The sequence below is a fragment of the Pseudomonas sp. TJI-51 genome, assembly GCF_000190455.2.
GTDB classification, from domain to species: Bacteria; Pseudomonadota; Gammaproteobacteria; order Pseudomonadales; family Pseudomonadaceae; genus Aquipseudomonas; species Aquipseudomonas juntendi.
In genome coordinates, this window is record NZ_AEWE02000053.1 from 134,901 (window position 1) to 157,278 (window position 22,378).

A 22,378-nucleotide genomic window follows, 5' to 3' on the forward strand; every position below is an offset into this window, starting at 1 on the left:
CGCTCCTACGTTTGTTTCGGGCCAGTTATGCCTGGGGGATTTGCGCGCGCCCCCTTGGGGCATGGCACGATATCGCGCCGTACGAACAAGGCGGTCGCGCGCGCCTGTCACAGGCCTCACTGGCCCGAAACAAACGTAGGAGCGAGCGCCAGCTCGCGATGCGCCGCGCGGGCGGCGCTCGATCTAACAGGCACTAGAAAGGTCGAGGTGAACACCCCGACGCCCCCATCAATCCTCCGCCTGCTCCTCGCCCCCCTGGCGGCTCATGCCGTACTTGCGCATCTTCTCCACCAATGTGGTGCGACGAATACGCAAACGCTCAGCCGCGCGCGCAACGATACCGTTGGCATCGTCCAGCGCCTGCTGGATCAGGCCCTGCTCCAGGCTACCCAGGTAGTCCTTCAGGTCCAGGCCTTCAGGCGGCAGCATCGCATGACTGCCGAAATTCGGCGTATTGCCATTGATCGCCACGCGCTCTTCCAGGTCGCTGCGCAGGCTGTCGACCATCTGCTCGTCTTCGTCATCGACGTAACGAAACTTCTTCGGCAGCTCGGACACGCCAATCACCCCGTACGGGTGCATGATCGCCATGCGCTCGACCAGGTTGGCCAGCTCACGCACGTTGCCCGGCCAGCCATGGCGGCACAACGACATGATCGAAGCGGAATTGAAACGGATGGAACCGCGTTTCTCGTGCTCCATGCGCGAGATCAGCTCGTTCATCAGCAGCGGAATGTCTTCCACCCGCTCGCGCAGCGGTGCCATCTCGATGGGGAACACGTTCAGCCGGTAGTACAGGTCTTCGCGGAAGGTGCCGTCCTCGATCATGTTCTCGAGGTTCTTGTGCGTAGCGGCAATGATGCGCACATCAATGCTCTGGGTCTTGTTGCTGCCCACGCGCTCGAAGGTGCGCTCCTGCAGCACGCGCAGCAGCTTGACCTGCATCGGCAACGGCATGTCGCCGATTTCGTCGAGGAACAGGGTACCGCCGTTGGCCAGTTCGAAACGCCCGGCACGGCTGGTGATCGCCCCGGTGAAGGCACCCTTCTCGTGGCCGAACAGCTCGCTTTCCAGCAACTCGGCAGGGATCGCGCCGCAGTTGACCGGCACGAACGGCGCGTCGCGGCGCTTGGAGTGGTAGTGCAGGTTGCGCGCGACCACCTCTTTGCCGGTGCCTGACTCACCCAGGATCAGCACACTGGCGTCGGTATCGGCCACCTGCTGCATCATCTGCCGCACGTGCTGGATGGCACGACTGGTGCCGACCAAGCTGCGGAACAGGTTGGGTTCGCGCTGGCGACCGCGCTCGCGTGCCTGGTCGTACATCTCGCGATAGACCTGGGCACGGTGCAGCGAATCGAGCAGCTCGCTGTAGCTTGGCGGCATTTCCAGGTTGGAAAGGACGCGGCGGCGAAGCTCCTCCGGCAGGTCTGCAGAAGAAATTTCACCTAAAAGTAGAACAGGAAGGAACTCATCCCATGCAGCCACTGTCTTAAGCAACCCAAGCACATTGCCAGGGGCGTTTACAGCGCCGATAAGCACGCACAGCACTTCACGGCTCGAGGCCAAAGGCTCCACCGCCTGCTGCCAGTCGTGGCTGGCGCACGCGAGGTTTTCTTCGCCGAGAAAGTTCAGCACCACCGCGAGGTCGCGGCGGCGCGCGCTGTCGTCATCGATCAGCAGGATCTTGGTTTCACGCCACATGCAATAGCAACTTCCCTAGTCATATCGGCACCCTGCAAGGGGCATGCTCGACATCATTCCGACTGAATGGTCAGTGTTCGGACGTCTGGAATTCGAAAACAGCCACTAGTTAAGTCAAAAAGGGCCATACAGTCAAATTTATGGCGCCTTTTCTAATGTTGTGCGCATCTTACCTGAAGAGATGATATACCTTTGAAGCATTTTTTGCTTGGTTGATCTGCATCATCTCTTCGGCAATTGCCTGGCGTTCACCGGTTGTCACATCGATGAGGTTGCGGTAGACCTCCAAAACCCCTTCCAGCTTTTCGCGCAGCAACCCCTGGTCCATCGTGTGGTTTTCCAGTACCTCGTCGATGCAGGTGCGACATGCCACATCCAACTTGGCAATAGCGTCCCAGTCACGTTCACCAAGAGCGCCGATCAGGGCATCGCAGGTGTCATCGAGGCGTTGCAGTGCGTTCACGTTAATCTCCTTGCCGTCAGCTGGCGGGCTGGGCGTCGGCAATGCCATCCCAACCGCTTTTCACGGTAATTAGCAGTTGCGCAACTTCGTCGATGATGCTGGCATCGTTGTCGACATTCGCCTGCATGAGCCGGTTGGTCATGTATACATAGAGGGCGTCGAGGTTTTCCACATACTCGGGGTTTTCGCTTTTCTCCGGCTGCAGGCCGTCACGCAGGCCGATGATGATGTCGATCGCCTTGCCCAGCATCAGCCCCTTCTCGGCGATGTCACCGCGCGCCATAGCACCCTTGGCCTGGGCCATCCGATCGAGACCTCCCTCCATCAGCATCTGCACCAGGCGATGCGGCGTGGCTTCGGAAATCTGAGCATGGGAATTGACCTTCTGGTACTGACGAAGGGCTCTCATGGGATTCATCTTGCGACCTCGTGACGGGCAGGCTTAGGGGAGATATTCCTTGTATCGGGCGGATCGAGAAAAACTTTACCGGCCGATGACATGAAGCTGGGCACTGTGCCCAGGCTTCATGCAATACTCATGGATCAATCGTCGCTGTTCGACTTGTTCAACGCGTTGAGCGTGCTGAGTACCGAGTTCTGCTGCTGACGCAACTGCGTGACCAAGGTATCCATGTTGTTGTACTTGTCCTGCAGGCTTTTTTGCAGTGCTTCCATGCGGGCGTCCAGGGTGTCCTGCTCGGCCTTGAGCTTGGTCAGGCTTTCACTGAGCACCTGGGAGCGTGCGGCAAGTGTACCGGTACTGGCCTTGGCGAACGGCTCGGTGACCTTTTGCAGGCGCGCCAGCAGGCCGTCCTTGCCATTGAAAATGCTGGTCAGATCTGCCGCATTGTTGGTTGCAGCCTTGTCCCACTTCTTGTCGTCCAGGCTTAGCGCACCGCCATCCTGGGCAGACGTTACACCAAATGCGGCCAACGACTTCAGCGTACCGTTGCCCGACACCGCATTGAGTTCTTCACGGATGGAAGTCATCAAGGTGCGCATGGTCGCATCACCGGTCAGCGCAGCGGCCGTCATGGTGCCATCGGCATTCTTGGTGACCTTTGTTTCAGCGTTCAGAACCGTAAGCAAGGCATTGTAGGTATCGATGAAACCCTTGAGGCCCGACTTCAAGGTGGTGGAACTGGTAGTCAGCGATAAAATGGTCGCTGTCTTTTCTCCACTGGTGGCGCTCGTCGGCGAAATACCCACCAACTTGATATTGAGCCCACTGACGGCATCATTGATATCGTTGGTCTTGGACTTCATTGCGATGCCATCGAGGGTGTACTCGGCGTCCGTCGGCTCATCGACTACGGAATAGCCAGTATCGATGCCCGAGTTGCCCGAAAGCGTAATATCGGAGCCTTCCCCCATCGTGGTCGAGGTGACAATCAAACGAGAGCCATTGGCATCAGTCAGTACGTTGGCACTCAGACCTGCCGTACCAAACTGACTATTGATGCTATCGCGCACCTGCTGCAACGTTGCACCAGGGGGAACGCTCAGATCAAAGTCCTTACCGCCCTGACTCATGGTCAAGGTAGTCGACGTGGTGCCGCTATTGACTACCGAGCCGGCGCCATTCGCATAGACCTTGGTCGAGACTTTCGACGCAGTCGCCAGCTTGTCGACGATCAGCTTGAACGAGCCATTTGCGGCCCCGGTGCCCATGGTCACGGTCGCGACCTTCTCATCCGAAGACTTCAGGCTGAGTCCACCGAAGCTGTTACTGTCGGTCATTGTGGTTAATGCGCCACGGAAGGCATCCAGAGCGGCCTGAATCTTGCCAATAGAGGACAACGTGGTGGTTGCCTTCAGTGTTTGGGTATTGATCTGGGCCTGTTTTGGCGCCTTTTGCGCGGCCACCAGGGACTCGACGATCGCCTGGGTGTCAATGCCCGAGCCAATACCACTGACTGTTGTACCTGCCATCATTGCTCTCCTTGTTCAGTAGCTGCCGGATCCTTGGCGGAAATATCCATCAAATTATCGACAACAACAAAAATCATGCCAGCCTACGCCTGATCATCGAACAGCAAGCTACTGGCTTCACTGAGGCTTTGCGCCAACTTAAGCGCAAGTTCCGACGGAAGCTGCCGGATCACCTCGCCGGACTGGGTAGCAATCACCTTGACTACAACCCGACCCGTGGAATCATCAATGAAAAAGTCCAGCTGACGCTGGCTCGACTGGACGAAATCACGAATTTCGCCAACTGCCTTTTCCAGGTCTTCGCGCGAGTGCGGCTGTTTCTCGGGGGCAGCAACTTCCTGCACTTTGGCAGGTGCCGCTGAGTCCCGATCAGCTACTGGCGCCTGGGGTAACACGGACGGATACACTTGGCTCAGCTGGACACTCATGTCCATGTTTCGAACTCCTCATGTCAAAAAAGGCAAAAGGGCACGTAAACGCGCCCTTTCACCCTTTACTCAGGCGCCTGAATTACTGGAGCAGTTTCAGGACCGAGGATGGCAGCTGGTTGGCCTGCGACAGGATCGCAGTCGAAGCCTGCTGCAGGGTCTGCTGCTTGGTCAGCTCGGCAGTTTCCGAAGCGAAGTCCACGTCCTGCACGGTGGAACGGGCAGCGGTGGAGTTCTTCTGGATGTTCTGCAGGTTGTCGACGGTGGTTTGCAGACGGTTCTGGGTAGCACCCAGGCCCGAACGGACGCTGTCGATGGAGCCGATGGCCTTGTCGATGACGGCCAAGGCGTTTTGTGCCTTGGTTGCGTCGGTTACATCAGTTTGGGCAATAGTTGTTTTTTCAGAAGTGCCTTTCGCGCCAAACAGCTCAGTAACTGCTGTACCAGCACTGGTCAAAGAATAGCCTTTCGCAGAATCCAGAGATACTGCACCAGTAGCGATCATTGTGTCAGCAATCGCAACAGCGGTGCTATAGAGGCCATCACCACCTTTGCTTGCAACTTTAATTGCAGCAACGGCACCAGCGTTGGTGTCAGAGAAAGCAACGTTTTCACCGGTGTCAGACTTGATGGAAAGTGAGCCATTGCTTTCATCATAGTTAACGCTAATGCCCAATTTCGCGGAGTTGGACTTCAGCTGATCAGCAAGCGAAGCCGTGTCCCTCACGCCCAGCAGTGTGACGTCTTGGTCACCCACAGTAATCGTGAAATCCGCTGGCGTGGTTGAAGCAGCTGCATCTACAGTGAAGCTAACTTCAGTACTAGCAGTGGCGGTAAGACCACCAATGATACCATTAAGACCTTTGGCGATTTCTTTTGCAGAGGCGCCAGCTTTAACCTTGAAGTCCTCACTCTGACCATTACCAGTTACAGTGAGATCACCGCCAGTCAGACCGGTTGCTTTCGGAGAGGCTGTAATACTCTTCACCTGCTGGGAACCGATCTGATTTGCCGCTACGTTCTCCAGCGACAGGTTGATCGTTTCGTTTGCATTTGCACCAACCTGAATGGCCTTGGTGCCATAAGAACCGTCCAGCAGCTTTTGACCGCCGAAGGTGGTGGTCTGCGAGATACGGGTCAGTTCTGCAGTCAGAGCTTGGTATTCGTCGTTGTTCGACTTACGGTCGTCGGCGCTCAGGGAGCCAGTAGCCGAGGACAGTGCCAGTGTACGCATTTTCTGCAGGATGTCGGTCGAAGCCTGCATCGCGCCTTCAGCGGTCTGGGCAATCGAGATACCGTCGTTGGCGTTTTTCACAGCCTGGCCCAGGCCGTTGATCTGGCTGGTCAGACGGTTGCTGATCTGCAGGCCGGCAGCGTCGTCTTTAGCGCTGTTGATGCGCAGACCCGAGGACAGACGCTGCATCGAAGTGGTCTGGGCGTTGCTCGCCTTGGTCAGGTTGCCCTGGGTAGTGATCGACGCAATGTTGGTATTAACGGTTAACGGCATGACGAAATCCTCGTTGGATGGGTACTGCGGCTTCCGGCCTTGGCAACCGCCGGATTGGCCTAGAGAACCTTCGTAATAGTTATCGTCGGGTGCGCGAGTTGCTTGAGGGTTTTTTCGAAAAAAAAATGCTGGCAGGAGGCCAGCCCTGAGAAATCAAGGGGTTAAGGGCGGTTTATTGGCGTCAAATTCCGCTGCTGAACAGGCTTGATGGCATTGCCAGCCCCCACCCTCCCCTGTGGGAGCGGGCGCGCCCGCGAACACCGGCAATGCCGGTGCCATCCACCGCGTTGATTTTTTCGCGGGCATGCCCGCTCCCACAGGGACTAGGTGAGGCCCGTGCCTGTTGGTCCAGGCATAAAAAAAGCGCCGGGCGGTGGCCGCCGGGCGCTTTTGGGAACGGGCTGAGGGTCAGTCGCGATAGAGAATGGCCGAGCCCCACGACAGCCCCACGCCAAAGCCGCTGATGGCCACGCGCTTCCAGCTGCCGTCGAGCATGTGCTTCTGCAGCAGCAGTGGCACGCTGGACGACACAGTGTTGCCGGTTTCGAGCATGTCCTTGACGAACTTCTCGGGGTGCTGCTCTTCGAAACGGCGCGCGACCGCGTCGACAATCGCCGCGCTACCCTGGTGGATGCAGAAGGCGTCGATATCCGATGACTGCAGGCCGCTGGCGTCCAGCAACTCATGCAGGTGCGCCGGCACCTTGATCAAGGCGAAGTTGAATACCTGGCGGCCGTTCATGAAGAACTTGCCATCGCTGACCTTGAGGTGTTCAGCGCCGGACCCGTCGGTGCCGAAACGCGCCTGGCCCAACTTCCAGACCGCGCCTTCACCCATCCAGGTAGCCGTGGCGGCGTCGCCAAACAGCATGGTGGTGTTACGGTCTTCCGGGTCGACGATCTTCGAGTACGGGTCGGCAGTGATCAGCAAGCCATTTTTCAGCCCTGCCGCTTCCATGAAGCCCTTGATCGCATACAAGCCATACACATAGCCCGAGCAGCCCAGCGACACATCGAACGCCGCTACCCGGGTGGAAAGGCCCAGCTTGCTCTGAACGATGGCAGCGGTGTGCGGCAGGCCTTCTTCGTCACCGTTCTGGGTGACCACGATCAACGCATCGATCGACTGCGGATCCAGGTCAGGGTTGCTGGCGAACAGGGCCTGGGCGGCTTCTACGCACAGGTCGGAGGTTTCCTGTTCTGCGGCCTTGCGCGGCAGGAAAGAGGCGCCGATCTTGCCGAACATGAACTCTTCGTCCTTGCCGAACTTCGCCCCCTGGACATAGTTGTCCAGGCCAGCGGTAGGCACGTAACTCGCGATGCTTTTGATGCCAATCATTCTGGCTTCCCAATGAAAACAGCCAAAGACCACCACTCGATGAATTGAGGGCGCCAAATACCGGCAGCGCTCGCCTGCGCGCCGGTAACAAAATGCTGCAACAGCTGCTGCATAGAATACAGGGAAGATGACCGTTTTGACTCATTGGTCACATTGAAATGCTACGAAAGCCTTGCAGAGGGTGCGGGGACTGGGTTTTCGCGAGCATAAAAGCTGGGGCCGCTTTGCGCCTCTTCGCGGGCTTGCCCGCTCCCACAGGTTTTGCGTGTGCTTGAAGGCCTGCGAATGCCCTGTGGGAGCGGGCAAGCCCGCGAAGGGCCGCAAAGCGGCCCCAGCGATCGAAAAGCCAGCTTAGAGTTTGTTGAACAGGCTCAACTGCGAGATGCGCGAGAAGGCCAGCTGCGAGGCCTCCAGCATGGCCTGCTGCAACGTCAGGGTAATGGCAGCCTGCGACATGTCGGTGTTGCCGATGGCGTTCTGGGTCGTCTTGTTGGCCAGGCCCAGGCTGGTGTTCTCCTGCCGCTGGATCTCCAGCGAGTTACCACGGGCACCAATCGAGCCACGGGTAATATCGACCTGCTCGCGGGCACTGGCCAGGTTGGCGATGGCCGAGGCAGCCGCGTCTTTCAGTGCGTTGGCTTCGCCCGTGCCGGTGACCGGGGTATCCAGGGCAGCACGCAACTGGCTGATGGTTTCCAGCACGTTCTGGTTCTGGTGGGTATTGGCGGTGATCGCGAATTGGTCACCGGCCTCTGGCGAGCCGGACATCTCGTAGGTCACCCCGGCCACCGTCAGCGAAGGCGCCGTGAAGGTGCCGCTGGCAATCGCCTTGCTATCGGCGGTCAATGGCTGGGCGTACAGCTCATAGGCGCCGGGGCCGGTGAACTTGATCACCGCACCATTGCTGGGGAAGGTACTGCGGTAGGCGGTTTCATCGGTGACGCTGCTGCCGGTGATCTGGGCGCTGGAGCTGTTGCTGCCGTTGCGGGTGGCATTGAACGAGTCCGGACGCGCTTGCAGCGAGAACTCACGCCCCGCCACGGCCGCATCGGCATCGGCGCCCTCTTCCAGGGTGACGGTGATTTCGAACTCAACGCCACGCAGGGCAATCTTGTTGGCACCCTCGGTGTTGCTGTCGAAGGTCCCGTTGGTGGCAGTTTCGGAGGTGATGTCCCTGCCGCTGGCGTCGGTGATGGTGTACTGGGTCGCGCTGGTGAAGGTCAGCTTGTAGGGCTGGCCCGCCGTGAAGCTGTTGTTGTAGGTGGTGCTCGATGTCAACAGCCCCGACGATACGCCGACCACGTTGTCGTCGGTGGCGGGCACCAGCAAGCTCGACTGGGTGCGACTTTTGTTGCTGGCCGAGTCGAAGATGCTGAAACCGGTGTCGTTGGTGGCCAGGTTCAGGGTATCGGAGACCTGCAGGCTCAGCTGGGTCTGGTCACCGTGATAGCTGTAGGTACCATCGGAATTACGGACGTAAGGCGGCGTGGTGCTTTTCGAGCCGCCGAACATGTAGTCGCCATTGGCATCGCGCGAGTTGAGCAGGCCGAAGATGTTGGCCTCGATCTCCTTCAACTCGGTACTGATGGCCACGCGATCGGAGTCGGTGACGCCGGCGCCACCGGCGCGGATCGCCAACTCGCTGGCGCGCTGCATCGCATCGTTGATGGTGGAGAGTACGCTCTCTTCCTGCAGCAGCGCATTGCTGACCGTATTGATGTTGCCGCTGTACTGGTCCAGCAACGACTGCTGCTGTTGCAGCAGCAACAGGCGCGCAGCACCGACCGGGTCATCAGCCGCTGTCTGGATGCGAATACCCGAAGTCACCTGATCGTTGGTCTTGTTCATGCTGGAGAAGTTCTTGGAGTAGCTACTGGCGCTGGCCTCATAGAACTGAGCAGTGGAAATACGCACGATAGTCTACTCCTTACAAAGCGTTGATCAGGGTGCTGAAGGTTTCTTGCGCCGCCTTGATGATCTGCGAAGACGCCGTGTAGTAATGCTGGAACTTGACCAGGCTGGCCGCTTCGTCATCCAGGTTGACCCCGGACACCGCGCTGCGGCTTTCGCTGGCGGACTTGAGCACCGCTTCGGTGGCGGTGGTGTCGATGGACGCCTGGTTGGCCTTGGCCCCCACGCGCTCGACCAGCGAGGCGTAGGCAGACGTGAAGCTGGTACCGCCACCCGAGCCGGTATTGACCGTCGACTTGGTCTGCAGCTCCAGGAGCGCCGTGGCATTGCGGTTATCCGCCTTGCCGTCGGCATTGAACGACAGGGTAAAGCTGTCGTTGGCGGCAGGGCTGCCGCCGATGGTGGTCTCGACACTGAAGGTACGCGGGTTGCCGCTGCCATCCAGAATCGGGTTGCCCGAACCATCCAGCATTGGCACCGCGATGGACAGCTTGTTGTCCTGCCCTGGCACCACACTGCCCGTGCCGATCTGGGTGCCCTTGGCATCGAACAGCTTGTAGCCCTGCGAACCGCCACTGGCGGCGTCGAACACCACGCGCACCGGCATCGAGTCGCGAATCGACTGCTGGATCAACGCGGTGTCGGCACCGCCGTAAATGTCCAGCGCTTCACCCAGCGTCGGCTGGGTGATGGTGCCGGTGCCGCTGTTGCCACTGCCCGCGTTGGCACTGATCGGCCCGGCGAAAGCCAGCTTGTTGGCGTCGGTCAGGGTGGTGGTGATGCTACCGGCAGCGGCACGGGTCGGGATGACCTTGAAGCTGTCGCCGGCCGCCAGGCCACCGCCTTTCAACGCCAGGCTGAACCCGTCGATCACCGGCGCCGGGTCGGCATTGAGGTCAAAGCTGCCCATGTCGGTACCGTCGGAGCGGCGCACGCTGTACTGGTTGGCGCTGGTGAACTTCACTTCGTAGTCGTAGGTGGTCAGTGCCCCGCTGTCGGCGATGGTGACATCCAGGTTGCCGGAGCCGGCACTGTTGTTCGACGACGCGAGGCTGCGCTGGGCAATGGCGGTGGCACTGTTGATGCTGGAAAACAGCGAGCTGCCGAACTGGCCATTGGCATCCAGGCCCTGCCCCAACTGGCTGTTGATGCTGTCGGCGACCACCAGGGCAACACGGCCGAGCTCGTTCATCGACGGCGTGAGCACATCCTGGCGATAGCGCAGCAAACCGCCGATGGCGCCACCAGAAATCACCGAGGTCACGTCCGAGCTGAACGAGTCATAGTTGATACGCAGGCCAACCTGGCTCTTGTCGGCCACCCCCGGCTCCACCGACAAGGTATTGGCCTTGGTGCCGGTAACCAGCGACTGGCCACTGCCCAGGTACACGTCGTAGTTGCCGTCGCGCTCCTGCACCGTCACCCCCACCAGCTCATTGAGCTGGCGTACCGCTTCACCGCGCGCATCCAGCAGGCTGTTGGGGGTGTTACCAGAGGCACTGGCCGCCGTGATCTGCTTGTTGTACTCGGCAATGCTGGCGGTGAGCTTGTTCACCTGCCCGGCCATGGTATCGAGCTGGGAGTTGATCGTGGCGTTCTGCTGGGACAACTGGGTGCTCACCGCGTTGAACCGGTTGCTCAGGGTTTGCGCCTGAGTCAGCAACAGCTGCCGCGAGGCGACATCACCTGGCTTGGCTGCGGCCGTCTGCATGGCCGCGAAAAATGCCGTGAGCACCGAGCTGATACCCGTGTCACGGTCGGCCAACAGTTTGTCGACACTGGTGATCTGGTCCTGAAAGGTGGCCGAGTCCGCCTGCAGCGAGGTGGCCGTCTGCAGTTGGTTGTCCAGGTAGGAGCTGTAGATGCGGCGCACATCGGCCAGCGTGGTGCCGGTCCCCAGGAACCCCGCGCCGATGTTGTGCGAGGGCCCCGCAGCCTGCAGCGTCTGCTGGCGCGAATAGCCACTGGTCGCGGCGTTGGCGATGTTGTTACTGGTTACCGACAATGCCGCCTGGCTGGCATTCAGGCCACTCAGGCCAATCGAAATCAGGCTCGACATGCTTTAGTCCTTTTATAAGTTCGTGGTTCTGCCAGCCATGGCGTATTGCGGGGTTGACTGCATTTGCTGGGCGATGCTGATGATCTTGCGCGCATAGCCCGGGTCGGTCGCATAACCTGCCTTTTGCAGCTCTCTTGCAAACTGCTCTGGGTTATCGGCCGAATCCAGTGCACCTTGATAGCGGGAATTACTCTGCAACAAGGTCACCAGGTCGTGGAAACTGTCCTGGTACGAGTCGTAGCTGCGAAACGCTGCGGTTTCCTTGACGAACTGGCCATCGCGGAACTCGCTGGTGATCGCGCGCGCCTGCTCGCCCTGCCAGTTGCCGGTGGCCTTGATGCCAAACAGGTTGTGGCTGCTGCTGCCGTCGCTATTGCGCATGACCGATTTGCCCCAACCGGTTTCCAGTGCAGCCTGGGCCACCAGGTAGCGCGGGTCGATGCCGATGCGCTTGGCTGCCTGCTCAGCCATCGGCAGCATGGTGGCGACGAATTCGTCGCTGTCGGCAAAGGCTTTTTTCGGTGCCAGTGGCGGCTGGGCCACGGCGCGACCGACAATGCGCAGCCCCGAGTCCGGCACGGCGAAAGCCTTGGCCACTTGCTGGCCTTCACGCGCCGGCACGGCAGCAGCGTTGGCCGTAGCCGCCGAGGGCACGATACCGGCCAGCAGGCGGTCGGTGAGCTTGCTGGGCAGGGCCAGGCGCCGCGAATTGAGCGCAGCCACGTCGTTGCGGGCGCTGGCCGGCGGGGTGGCATGTGCCGGCTCTGCCACCTTGTTGCCCCACAAGGCCGGGCCTGCGTTATCCACCCGCGGGAATGGGCTGGTGTTGATCGAAGCGCTGCGGCCCTTGGTCAGCTGGCGCACCAGCACGTCCTGCAAGCCGATGCCGCCCCCCTCGCGGGACATGCTTACGGCCAGTTGCTGGTCGTACATGTCTCGGTACTGCTTGACCGTTTCGGTGTTCATCGGGTTGTCGTCAGCCAGCACATCGCTGGCCTTGCGCGAGGCCTTGAGCATTTCGCTGATGAATAGCGACTCGAACTCCTGGGCCACCTTGCGCACATTGGCTTCGCTGTCGCGGTCACCCTGCTTGAGCGCGTTGAGGCGGTTGAGGTCGGTGTAGGCGCCGCTGTCGGCACTACCGGAAACCAGGCTTTTGCTGTTCATTGGCGGCGGCCTCAGATCACGATCAGGTCGGCTTGCAGGGCGCCGGCCTGTTTCAGGGCTTCGAGAATGGCCATGAGGTCACCGGGCGCTGCGCCCACCTGGTTCACCGCGCGGACGATTTCATCCAGCGTGGTGCCTGGGCCGAACTTGAACATCGGCTTGGCCTCCTGCTCCGCATTGACCCGCGAGCGTGGCACCACGGCAGTCTGGCCGTTGGAGAGCGGGCCCGGCTGGCTGACGATCGGGTCTTCGGTAATGGTCACGGTCAGGCTGCCGTGGGTCACCGCCGCTGGGGAAACCTTCACGTTCTGGCCAATGACGATGGTACCGGTACGCGAATTGATGATGACTTTGGCCACCGCCTGGCCGGGATCGATTTCCAGGTTTTCCAGGACCGACAGGTAGTCCACGCGCTGGCTTGGGTCCATCGGCGCACTGACCCGCACCGAGCCACCGTCCACCGCCTGGGCCACACCCGGGCCCAGCAGGTCGTTGACTTTGTCGACGATACGTTTGGCAGTGGTGAAATCGGGGCGGTTCAGGTTCAAGGTCAGGGTATTGCCCTGGTTGAAGCCGCTTGGCACGGCCCGCTCCACGCTGGCACCACCTGGAATCCTACCCGCCGACGGAACGTTGACGGTGATCTTCGAGCCGTCGCGGCCCTCGGCGTCGAAGCCGCCGACCACCAGGTTGCCCTGGGCGATGGCGTAGACGTTACCGTCAATCCCCTTGAGCGGGGTCATCAGCAGGCTGCCGCCGCGTAGGCTCTTCGAGTTACCGATCGAGGACACGGTAATGTCGACCACCTGGCCCGGCTTGGCGAACGGCGGCAAGTCGGCATGCACCGACACGGCAGCGACGTTTTTCAACTGCACGTTACCGGAGCCTGGCGGCACCTTGATGCCGAACTGCGACAGCATGTTGTTGAAGGTTTGCAGGGTAAACGGGGTCTGGGTGGTCTGGTCACCCGTACCGTTCAGGCCAACCACCAGGCCATAGCCAATCAACTGGTTGGAGCGCACGCCAGAAATACTGGCGATGTCCTTCAGGCGCTCGGCCTGGGCCACACAGGCACAGGACAGGAGCAGGGTTGCGGCAATCAGCTGCCTCACGTTGAACATGGTCATCCGTACTCAGAAAGGCCAAAGCGGGCTGAGGAAGAAGCGGTCCAACCAACCAGGCTGGCTGGCATCGGCGAACGAGCCGGTACCGGAGTAGGTAATGCGCGCGTCGGCCACACGGGTGGACGGTACGGTGTTATCGGTGGCGATGTCGTCGGCACGGACCATGCCGGCAATGCGCACCAACTCTTCGCCGGTGTTCAGGGTCAGCCACTTTTCACCGCGCACCGCGATGATGCCGTTGGGCAGTACTTCGGCCACCGTTACGGTGATCGAGCCGGTCAGGGTGTTGCCCTGGGTCGCCTTGCTATCGCCCTTGGTGGCGCGGTCACCGCTGTAGCCCGCCTCCAGCGACAGGTCGCCGCCGCCAAACGGGTTGTTGGTGTTCGGTGTGCCACCGAACAGCGACGTCAGGCCGATATTGGTCTTGCTGTTCTTGGCAATCTGCGACCCGGCGTTCTTGCTGGCCGAGGTTTTCTCGTTGAGGGTGATGGTGATGATGTCACCCACCCGGAACGCTTTGCGGTCGCTGTAAAGGTTCTGCTCGAAACCGGCCTGGTAGATCGAACCGTTGTTGGCCGCTGCCGGCAATGGGGTGCGCGGCAACACCGGCGCATAGTACGGGTCGTTGGGCTTGGGCGTCGGCGCGACGCAACCTGCCAGCAACACCGCCCCCCCCAGGGCGAAAACGGACAACAGACGATTCATGACGCTTACCTCACGGGCACGGGTGTAACGAAAGTACAAGGCGGCTTAGAGCTGCTGGGTAACGAACGACAGCATCTGGTCGGCGGTGGAGATGACCTTGGAGTTCATCTCGTAGGCGCGCTGGGTGGTGATCATGTTCACCAGCTCTTCCACGGTGCTGACGTTGGAGTTTTCCAAGGTCTGCTGCTGGGTTGTGCCGAAACCGTTCAGCCCCGGGGTGCCGACTTGCGGCGCGCCACTGGCGGCGGTTTCCAGGAACAGGTTGTCGCCAATTGCTTGCAGGCCGGCCGGGTTGATGAAGTCGGCGGTCTGGATGTTGCCGATCACCTGCGCAGCCGGGTTGCCGGCCGTGGTGATCGAGACAGTGCCGTCGGTGCCCACGGTGAAGGTCTGAGCATCGTTGGGCACAACAATCGCGGGTTCCAGGGCATAGCCGTTGGCGGTAACGATCTGGCCGTCGGAATTGAGGTGGAAGGTACCGTCACGGGTATAGGAAACGGTGCCATCCGGCTGCAGGATCTGGAAGAAGCCACGCCCGTTGACCGCCATGTCCAGCGGGTTTTCGGTAGTTTGCAGGCTGCCGGCGACGAAGCTTTTCTGGGTACCGACAATGCGCACACCTGTACCGACCTGCAGGCCCGAGGGTAGCTCGCTGTCCTGGGTCGACTGGGCGCCAGGCTGGCGTTTCACCTGGTAGAGCAGGTCGGCGAACTCGGCACGATCACGCTTGAAGCCGGTGGTCGAGACGTTGGCCAGGTTGTTGGAAATGACCGTCAGGTTGGTGTCCTGTGCGGACAGGCCGGTTTTAGCGACCCAAAGAGCCGGAAGCATGTAATTTCTCCTCGTGCGCCTGTTTTACGGCACGCGTTCAAAAGTGATTAGCCGATTTGCAAAACCCGAGCCATGGCTTCGTCGCCTTCCTTGGCCGTGTTCATCATCTTGACGTGCAGTTCGAACTGGCGTGACAACGCCAGCACCGAGGTCATTTCCTCGACCGCGTTGACGTTGCTGCCTTCCAGAAAGCCCGACACGACCCGTACATTCACGTCGGCATCGGCCGGCTGGCCGGACGTGGTGTGGATCAGGCCGTCCAGGCCCTTCTTCAGGCCCTTGATGTCGGGGTTGACCAGCTTGATGCGGTCAACCTCGGCAATCACCCGCGGGTCTTCGCCCATGGAGCGGATACTGAGGGTGCCATCAGCGCCGACCTCCACCTTCTGCTCGGGCGGTACGGCGATCGGGCCACCGTTGCCGATCACCGGCATGCCATTGCCGGCGCGCAGCACGCCAAGGGCATCGATGTTCAAGCTACCGGTGCGCACATAGGCTTCGCTGCCGTCGGGGGCCTGTACCGCGATGAAACCGTTGCCGGTCACCGCCACGTCCAGGTCACGGCCGGTTTCCACCAGGGGCCCCTGGGTAAAATCGGTCGCAGGCCGTTCGGTCATGGCGAATGCGCGCGCCGGGAAGCTGTCACCGAACACCGGCATCGAGCGGGCCTGTTCCAGGTCGCGCTGAAAACCATTGGTGGAAACGTTCGCCAGGTTGTTGGCGTGGGCCTTCTGCGCCAGCGCGTTCTGGCTGGCACCGGTCATGGCCACATAAAGCAACTTGTCCACAGTATCTCCTTCTGCGCGTCGCTGCCGCGCTGTCACTGGGCAGGTTCAAAGCAATAATCGAACCAAGTCTGAAACAGCCGGTTTACGGGGCTTGCAGCGTGCCACGGGGCAGTAACCGTCAGTTTGTCGGCGGATAATTGCCGCCTGCGGCAAGGTAGGCTCAATGGCTGCGGCAAGCTGCGTTGTTGTAGGGGCCGGCATGGCGTACCCAGCCCTTGCCCGGGTTGTGGGGCACACACAGGTAGCGGCCGGTGACCAGGCTTTGCCATAAGTAGAACGGGGCGGGAGCGGCCGAAAGCGGCAAAGTCATGGCCAGCAGGGCTATCAGCATTAGCCTTGTCATGAGCGTCAACCTTTCAGAATGTGGGACCGCCTTGCGGCCCATCGCGATAAAGGCTGCGCCTCCAGGGAATCGCGATCACCTGTAGGCGCAGCCTTGTGTCGCGCAGGGCTGCTGTGCAGCCCCAGGCATCATCAAGTCATCTGGATGATGGTCTGCATGATGGTGCTTTCGGTGGAAATGGTCTTGGCGTTGGCCTGGTAGTTGCTCTGCGCCTTGATCAGGTTGACCAGCTCGCCGGTCAGGTCGACGTTGGAATCTTCCAACGCGCCACCCGTAATCTGACCCAAAGTACCGGTATCAGGGGCGCCGATCACCGGCACGCCCGAGGCGTAGGATTCCTTCCAGTTGGTGCCGCCAATCGGCGTCAGGCCTTGCAGGTTGGCGAAATTGGCAATCGCCACCTGGCCGATCACCTTGTCCTTGCCGTTGGTGAAGCTGGCGAACAGGTAGCCGTTCTGGTCGATACTCAACCCGGACAGCTCGCCTGTGGCGAAGCCGTCCTGGGTCTTGGCGATTTCAGCGGATGAGGCGTTGTACTGGGTGGCGCCGAGCATGTCCAGCTTGACGCCATCGGCGTTGGCGACGGCGCCATTGGCCGACCACTCGCCAGCGGCATTTTTCTGCGCCGGAATCCAGTCGTTGAGCTGGAAGATCTTGTCTTCACCAATGCTCAGGCCGCCGACCACGTCACCCGCAGCCATGGCGTCCTTGTCCAGCGTGCCATCGGACTTGAACGGCACGGCGTTGACCAAGGGCGTGGTAGAAGCCGGGTTAGCCGGGTTGCGCCCATCGATGGTGGTGTGCATGGACCAGGTATTGGTAACGTCGTCCTTGATGAAGTACTGATTCATCTGGTGTTCGTTGCCCTGGCTGTCATACACCGGGGTATTGAAGGTGAAGTTGTAGGAACTGGCGTTGGTCGGATCGAACGGCGTGACCGACGGGGCGGTGGCACCCGAGTTGAGGTTGATCTTCTCGGTGATGAGGCTGGTCGGCTTTGGCGTCAGGTTGGACGTGTCAATTTGCAGGTCGGTCAGAACACCCTGGATGATCTTGCCGTCCTCACCGACCGCATAGCCCTGCAGGTTTGCCCCGCCGGCATTGACCACATAGCCTTCCTTGTCGCTGTAGAACGCGCCGGCACGGGTGTAGATCTTCGAACCGTTGTCATTCAGGGCGAAGAAACCGTTGCCATCGATGGCCATGTCCAGCGCCTGGCCGGTGGCATTGATGTTGCCCGGGGTGAACAGCTGGGAAACCGCGGCGGTCTTGACGCCGGTGCCGATCACGCTCTTGCCGGCACTGGTACCGCGAATGGAGTTGGAGTACTGGTCGGCGAACTCGGCACGCGACGATTTGAAACCGGTGGTGGCGACGTTGGCAATGTTGTTGCCGGTAACGTTAAGGGCCTTGTTCGCTGCATAGAGGCCGCTAAGGCCGATGTTGAAAGACATGTGTAACTCCTGTCGTTTTGCTCAGGCCCTAGATGCCGATGCTTTGAATTTTGGAAAGCGCAACACTGCCCAGCCCGGCCAGGTTGAGCATCATTTCCGAACCGTTGGTACCCATGGTCACGCTGGTCACCGACGCTGGCAGGTTGGTGGTCATGCTGGTGGCCTGGCCATCGATCGAGGCCGTGGCCTTGAAGGTATAGGTCCCGGCAGCCGCGACTTCACCGTCATCGTCCAGGCCGTCCCAGGTAAAGTCGATACTGCCGGCTTTCTGGGTACCCAGGTCGATGGTGCGCACCAGCTTGTCGTCCTTGTCGTAGATGCCCACCGAAGTCGAAGTACTGGACGAGGTCAGGTTGACCGAACCTCGCAGGTCCTTGCTGGTGTCGACAACGGCTTTGTCGGTCTGCACGACCACATTGCGCCCCACCAGGGAAGAAGCCTGCAGGGCTTGGGAAGACTGCAGCCCAGCGGCGATGTAGGTCACTGCATCATTGAGCGACTGCATGCTTTCCAGGCTGCTGAACTGCGCCAACTGGGCGACGAACTCGCCGTTTTCCTGCGGGTCGAGCGGGTTCTGGTTCTGCATCTGGGTTACCAGCAACTGCAGAAACGCATCCTTGCCCAGTGCACTGCCGGCAGCACCGGTTGAGCTGTCGGTTTTCGACGTCTGCTTCTGCAGCGAGGTGAGGTACGCGCTGCCAGCGTCTGTCGTGGAATTGGTGGTGGTCATGTCGGCTTCCTATCACTGCCCCAGGGTCAGCACTTTCTGCATCATGCTCTTGGCCGTGTTCATCAGCTCGGCGTTGGTCTGGAACGCGCGGCTGGCCGAGATCATGTCAGCCATCTCCTCGACCACGTTGACGTTCGGGTAGTAGACATAGCCGTCCTTGTTCGCCGCCGGGTGGTTCGGCTCGTAGCGGGCTTCAAGGTTGCTCTGGTCTTCGACGATGCCCTTTACCTGCACGCCCTGCCCGGCTTCACCCTGGTCCTCGAACAGCGACTGGCTGCCGCCAGCCTGTGCATCCTGGAAGGTCGTGGCGAACACCGGATGGCGAGCGCGGTAGGTCTGGTCGATGCTCGACGAGACTGTCTCGGCGTTGGCGATGTTGGAAGCGACGGTGTTCAGGCGCGTGTTCTGCGCGCTCATGCCGCTACCGGCAATATTGAAGACACTGGAAAGGGACATGGTCATTCTCCCCGCAGGGCTGAAACCAGCCCTTTGAATTTACTGTTGAGCAAGGTGAAGCTGGCCTGGAAGCCAATGGCGTTTTCGGTGTAGTTCGACTGCTCGATCTGCGCGTCGACGGTGTTCTGGTCGATCGAAGGCTGCAGCGGCGTGCGGTATTTGAGCGTGTCGTCAGCAGCGACGGCCAGGCCTTCGGCTTCGATGTGCCGGCTGTTGGTCCGCTCCATGGCAAAGCGGCCACTTTGCTGCTTGCTGGTTTCGGCGGCGAGCACCGAAGAGAAGTCCATGTCACGCGCCTTGTAGTTGGGCGTGTCGGCGTTGGCAATGTTGTTGGCCAACACTTCGGCGCGCTGGGCGCGGAAGCCCAGGGCCTTTTCGTGAATGCCAAGCGCCTTGTCGAAACTGATGCTCATATCGGGGAAACCTTCAGAGGTTGACCGGAGTTTTGTTGAGCAAGCTATAGCAAGGGCTGTGCCAACCCCCCCTGCCCCCCGAAAATATAGGGTATGCGCGCGGCATGCTGTCAGCGTGATGCCAGAAAAGCGGCAAAGGCCTTCCGCCTTTGGCAGTGAAAGCGGCAATTGCCGGTTGGCAAAAGCGGCAAAACAAAAATTTGACGTCAGGGTTTTCCTGAGCCGGCCTCTTCGCGGGCATGCCCGCTCCCACAGGGGCCATGCAAGCCTGAAGGCGGTACAGGCAAACAAAAAGGCCGGCAACTTTCGTCGCCGGCCTTCTGCTTACTTGGCCTGGTAGATAATCCCCGGGCTGCATTGCACCATCTGGTAATGGTCCGGCAACCCGTTCAACGCCTCCGAGGCGCCGAGGAACAAGTAGCCACCCGGCTTCAGCGTGCTGTGAATACGCAGCAGGATGTCGCGCTTCACCTGCGCCGAGAAGTAGATCAACACGTTGCGGCAGAACACGATGTCGAACTTGCCCAGGCTGGCATAGCTGTCGAGCAGGTTGAAGGCACGAAACTCGACGCGGCTGCGGATCGCCGGCTTGACCGCCCAGCGCCCAGGCCCCTTGGGGTCGAAATAACGCTGCAGGCGCTCCTGGGACAAACCGCGGGCAATCGCCAGGCTGTCGTACTCACCGGTCTTGCAGTTGGTCAGCATGGTACCGGAGAGGTCGGTAGCCACGATTTGCGCACCCATCTTCAGCTGGCCGAGGTTGCTGCGCTCGAACTCGTCAATGGCCATCGAGATGGAATACGGCTCCTGGCCCGACGAGCAGGCGGCGGACCACATGCGCAGCCGCTGCCCAGGGTTGTTGCGAATGAACTCGGGGATAACCTTGTTCTTCAGCACTTCGAACGGATAGGTGTCGCGAAACCACAAGGTCTCGTTGGTGGTCATGGCATCGACCACCTGCTCGCGCAGGCCGCCGCGCGGCTGGGTCTGGATGCGCTGCACCAGCTCACCCAGGCTCTTGATGCCCTGTTGCTCCATCAGCTTGTTGAGACGGCTGGAAACCAGGTACTGCTTATTTTCCCCCAGCAGGATGCCACAGGCTTTCTCCAGGAAGACCCGGAACTGTTCGAAATCCAAATTACCCGTAGACACTACTGCCGCCTCTTTTCAATCACTGGTGCCAGGGCTTGCCCCGGCTGCTTCAATGCGCTGCCTTGATCCGGTCGACCACCCGCTGGGCCAGGTCGTCCGGCTTGAACTTGGCCAGGAAGTCATCAGCGCCGACCTTCTTGACCATCGCCTGGTTGAACACCCCGGAAAGCGAAGTATGCAGGCAGATGTGCAGTTTTTGCATGCGCGGGTCACTGCGAATTTCCGCGGTAAGCGTATAGCCGTCCATTTCCGGCATTTCAATGTCGGAGATCATCATCAGGAACTCCTCTTCCGGCTTCTTGCCCTCCTCTACCAGCTGGCGCAGGTAGTTCAAGGCCTGACGGCCGTCATTGAGCGCCACCACTTCCACCCCGACGGTCTGCAGGCAGCGGCTGACCTGCTTGCGTGCCACCGACGAATCGTCGACGGTCAGCACCCGCAGCAGCACGGCCTTGTCCTGTACCTCGGCATCGACCACCCCGGCCGATACCGATTCGGAAGAAGGTGCCACCTCGGCCAGCACTTTCTCCACGTCGATGATCTCGACCATGCGGTTATCCACCCGGGTGACGGCGGTCAGGTAGTGGTCCCGGCCGGTACCCTTGGGTGGTGGGTGGATCTCTTCCCAGTTCATGTTGACGATGCGTTCGACCGAATGCACCAGAAAGCCCTGGGTCTTGGTGTTGTACTCGGTGATGATCACGAAACTCTTGCGCGTGTCTTCCTGCAGCGGTCGCAGCCCGGTCGCCATCGACAAGTCGAGGATCGGGATGGTCGCCCCACGAATGTTGGCCACCCCGCGCACCACCGGGTGCGCCTTGGGCAGCAGGGTCAGCGCAGGGCATTGCAGCACTTCCCTGACCTTGAATACGTTGATGCCGTAAAGCTGTTCGCCATTGAGGCGGAACAGCAGCAACTCCAGGCGATTCTGCCCCACCAGCTGCGTGCGCTGGTTGACCGAATCCATCACACCCGCCATGCCAGACTCCTTAACATTTCAGCCTTACGTTGCAACTCGAACAGTGAGTCGGCACGGGCTTTGCTTTTTTGAGCGTCATGTACACGAAAACGACATTTTTCCGACGATTGACGCGCCTGCTGACTGGCTCGCTGGCCACGCTGTGCCTGCTGATGCCCGGCGTTCGCACGCTAGCGGACGCGTTCACCTTGCCTGAACAGCTTATCGGTGTCACCCAAGGGTTTCTTGAATTTACCGTCGAAGATTATCTGACCAGTACCCAGACCGCCGGCCGCTATGAAATCGAGGTCAGCTCGCTGGACCCGCGCCTGCGCATGCCGTTGTGCAGCCAGCAACTGGACGCCTCGCTGGAAAGCCCCGCGCAGCCACTGGGCCGGGTGACCGTGCGGGTGCGCTGCAATGGCGCCGCGCCGTGGACGGTATTCGTTCCCGCCACGGTGCGGCTGTTCCGCGACGTGGTGGTGGTAACCCGCCCGCTCAAGCGTGACAACGTCGTTGGTGAAGGCGACGTGGCCCTGCGCGAACGGGATGTCGGCACCCTGGGCCAGGGCTTCCTCAGCGAACTGGACCAAGCCGTGGGCATGAAGATGCTGCGCCCCACGGTGATCGACCAGGTGCTCACCCCGCAGCACCTGGAGCAGGCCGAGGTGGTGCGCAAGGGTGATCAGGTGGTCATCGTGGCGCGCAGCGGTAGCCTGAGCGTGCGCATGCCAGGCGAAGCCCTGAGCAAGGGCGGCCTCAGCGAGCAGATAAGGGTACGCAACCTCAATTCGAAACGGGTGGTCAAGGCCAGGGTCACCGGCCCTGGCCAGGTCGAGGTCAGCATGTAGACCAATCGCCAGAAGGCGCTGGCGGTGCGGAACCGCATTTCCTAAACTGTGTCAGAAAACGGGT

Annotated in this window: 22 protein-coding genes; 1 reads left to right on the forward strand and 21 read right to left on the reverse strand. The window is 60.5% G+C overall.

Annotation, left to right across the window (positions count from 1 at the left end):
- Nucleotides 1-228: 228 nt before the first annotated feature.
- The 21 genes from fleQ to G1E_RS12710 all read right to left on the reverse strand — a co-directional run bounded on the left by fleQ (nt 229) and on the right by G1E_RS12710 (nt 21,484).
- A complete protein-coding gene (gene fleQ / locus G1E_RS12610) occupies nt 229-1,704 on the reverse strand; it encodes a transcriptional regulator FleQ (RefSeq protein ID WP_009684227.1) in 1,476 nt (491 codons plus the stop codon).
- A 169-nt stretch (nt 1,705-1,873) separates the two neighbouring features.
- On the reverse strand, nt 1,874-2,215 hold the full coding sequence (locus tag G1E_RS12615; protein WP_047149861.1) for a flagellar protein FliT: 342 nt from the start codon (nt 2,213-2,215) through the stop codon (nt 1,874-1,876).
- Nucleotides 2,184-2,585 carry a flagellar export chaperone FliS gene (gene fliS / locus G1E_RS12620; protein WP_009684229.1) on the reverse strand — a complete coding sequence of 134 codons (402 nt, stop codon included), beginning with the start codon at nt 2,583-2,585 and terminating at the stop codon, nt 2,184-2,186. The genes G1E_RS12615 and fliS overlap by 32 nt, the downstream gene beginning before the upstream one ends.
- A gap of 125 nt (nt 2,586-2,710) precedes the next feature.
- On the reverse strand, nt 2,711-4,099 hold the full coding sequence (gene fliD, locus G1E_RS12625) for a flagellar filament capping protein FliD (protein WP_009684230.1): 1,389 nt from the start codon (nt 4,097-4,099) through the stop codon (nt 2,711-2,713).
- An 83-nt stretch (nt 4,100-4,182) separates the two neighbouring features.
- Nucleotides 4,183-4,533: a flagellar protein FlaG gene (locus G1E_RS12630; protein ID WP_009684231.1), complete on the reverse strand. Its 351-nt coding sequence runs from the start codon at nt 4,531-4,533 to the stop codon at nt 4,183-4,185.
- 76 nt (nt 4,534-4,609) lie between these two features.
- A complete protein-coding gene (locus tag G1E_RS12635; RefSeq protein WP_009684232.1) occupies nt 4,610-6,034 on the reverse strand; it encodes a flagellin in 1,425 nt (474 codons plus the stop codon).
- A gap of 408 nt (nt 6,035-6,442) precedes the next feature.
- Nucleotides 6,443-7,372 carry a ketoacyl-ACP synthase III gene (locus tag G1E_RS12640; protein ID WP_009684233.1) on the reverse strand — a complete coding sequence of 310 codons (930 nt, stop codon included), beginning with the start codon at nt 7,370-7,372 and terminating at the stop codon, nt 6,443-6,445.
- A gap of 351 nt (nt 7,373-7,723) precedes the next feature.
- Complete coding sequence (locus G1E_RS12645) at nt 7,724-9,286, reverse strand: flagellar hook-associated protein 3 (RefSeq protein WP_029887008.1); 1,563 nt, start codon at nt 9,284-9,286, stop codon at nt 7,724-7,726.
- Between the two features lie 13 nt (nt 9,287-9,299).
- On the reverse strand, nt 9,300-11,342 hold the full coding sequence (flgK, locus tag G1E_RS12650) for a flagellar hook-associated protein FlgK (RefSeq protein WP_009684236.1): 2,043 nt from the start codon (nt 11,340-11,342) through the stop codon (nt 9,300-9,302).
- Between the two features lie 12 nt (nt 11,343-11,354).
- Entirely contained in the window at nt 11,355-12,509 is a 1,155-nt protein-coding gene (gene flgJ / locus G1E_RS12655) for a flagellar assembly peptidoglycan hydrolase FlgJ (RefSeq protein WP_009684237.1), read from the reverse strand.
- 11 nt (nt 12,510-12,520) lie between these two features.
- On the reverse strand, nt 12,521-13,630 hold the full coding sequence (locus tag G1E_RS12660; protein ID WP_009684238.1) for a flagellar basal body P-ring protein FlgI: 1,110 nt from the start codon (nt 13,628-13,630) through the stop codon (nt 12,521-12,523).
- Nucleotides 13,631-13,642: 12 nt separating this feature from the next.
- Nucleotides 13,643-14,338: a flagellar basal body L-ring protein FlgH gene (gene flgH, locus G1E_RS12665; RefSeq protein ID WP_029887007.1), complete on the reverse strand. Its 696-nt coding sequence runs from the start codon at nt 14,336-14,338 to the stop codon at nt 13,643-13,645.
- A gap of 45 nt (nt 14,339-14,383) precedes the next feature.
- A complete protein-coding gene (gene flgG, locus G1E_RS12670) occupies nt 14,384-15,169 on the reverse strand; it encodes a flagellar basal-body rod protein FlgG (protein ID WP_009684240.1) in 786 nt (261 codons plus the stop codon).
- A gap of 47 nt (nt 15,170-15,216) precedes the next feature.
- On the reverse strand, nt 15,217-15,957 hold the full coding sequence (locus G1E_RS12675; RefSeq protein WP_009684241.1) for a flagellar basal body rod protein FlgF: 741 nt from the start codon (nt 15,955-15,957) through the stop codon (nt 15,217-15,219).
- 160 nt (nt 15,958-16,117) lie between these two features.
- Nucleotides 16,118-16,300 (reverse strand): hypothetical protein, encoded by a 183-nt coding sequence (locus tag G1E_RS12680; RefSeq protein WP_029887006.1) that lies wholly within the window; start codon nt 16,298-16,300, stop codon nt 16,118-16,120.
- A gap of 131 nt (nt 16,301-16,431) precedes the next feature.
- The gene (gene flgE / locus G1E_RS12685) at nt 16,432-17,754 is read right to left on the reverse strand and encodes a flagellar hook protein FlgE (RefSeq protein WP_009684243.1); all 1,323 of its coding nucleotides are present in this window, start codon (nt 17,752-17,754) and stop codon (nt 16,432-16,434) included.
- 28 nt (nt 17,755-17,782) lie between these two features.
- Complete coding sequence (flgD, locus tag G1E_RS12690; protein WP_009684244.1) at nt 17,783-18,484, reverse strand: flagellar hook assembly protein FlgD; 702 nt, start codon at nt 18,482-18,484, stop codon at nt 17,783-17,785.
- A gap of 12 nt (nt 18,485-18,496) precedes the next feature.
- Nucleotides 18,497-18,940, reverse strand: coding sequence for a flagellar basal body rod protein FlgC (gene flgC / locus G1E_RS12695; RefSeq protein ID WP_025340101.1), 444 nt, complete (start codon nt 18,938-18,940; stop codon nt 18,497-18,499).
- Nucleotides 18,941-18,942: 2 nt separating this feature from the next.
- Complete coding sequence (gene flgB, locus G1E_RS12700; protein WP_009684247.1) at nt 18,943-19,353, reverse strand: flagellar basal body rod protein FlgB; 411 nt, start codon at nt 19,351-19,353, stop codon at nt 18,943-18,945.
- Between the two features lie 324 nt (nt 19,354-19,677).
- Nucleotides 19,678-20,505 (reverse strand): protein-glutamate O-methyltransferase CheR, encoded by an 828-nt coding sequence (gene cheR, locus G1E_RS12705; RefSeq protein ID WP_009684248.1) that lies wholly within the window; start codon nt 20,503-20,505, stop codon nt 19,678-19,680.
- A gap of 49 nt (nt 20,506-20,554) precedes the next feature.
- The gene (locus tag G1E_RS12710; RefSeq protein WP_009684249.1) at nt 20,555-21,484 is read right to left on the reverse strand and encodes a chemotaxis protein CheV; all 930 of its coding nucleotides are present in this window, start codon (nt 21,482-21,484) and stop codon (nt 20,555-20,557) included.
- A 77-nt stretch (nt 21,485-21,561) separates the two neighbouring features.
- Between G1E_RS12710 and flgA the strand changes: the two genes are divergently transcribed.
- Nucleotides 21,562-22,314: a flagellar basal body P-ring formation chaperone FlgA gene (gene flgA, locus G1E_RS12715; RefSeq protein WP_029887005.1), complete on the forward strand. Its 753-nt coding sequence runs from the start codon at nt 21,562-21,564 to the stop codon at nt 22,312-22,314.
- Nucleotides 22,315-22,378: the final 64 nt, after the last annotated feature.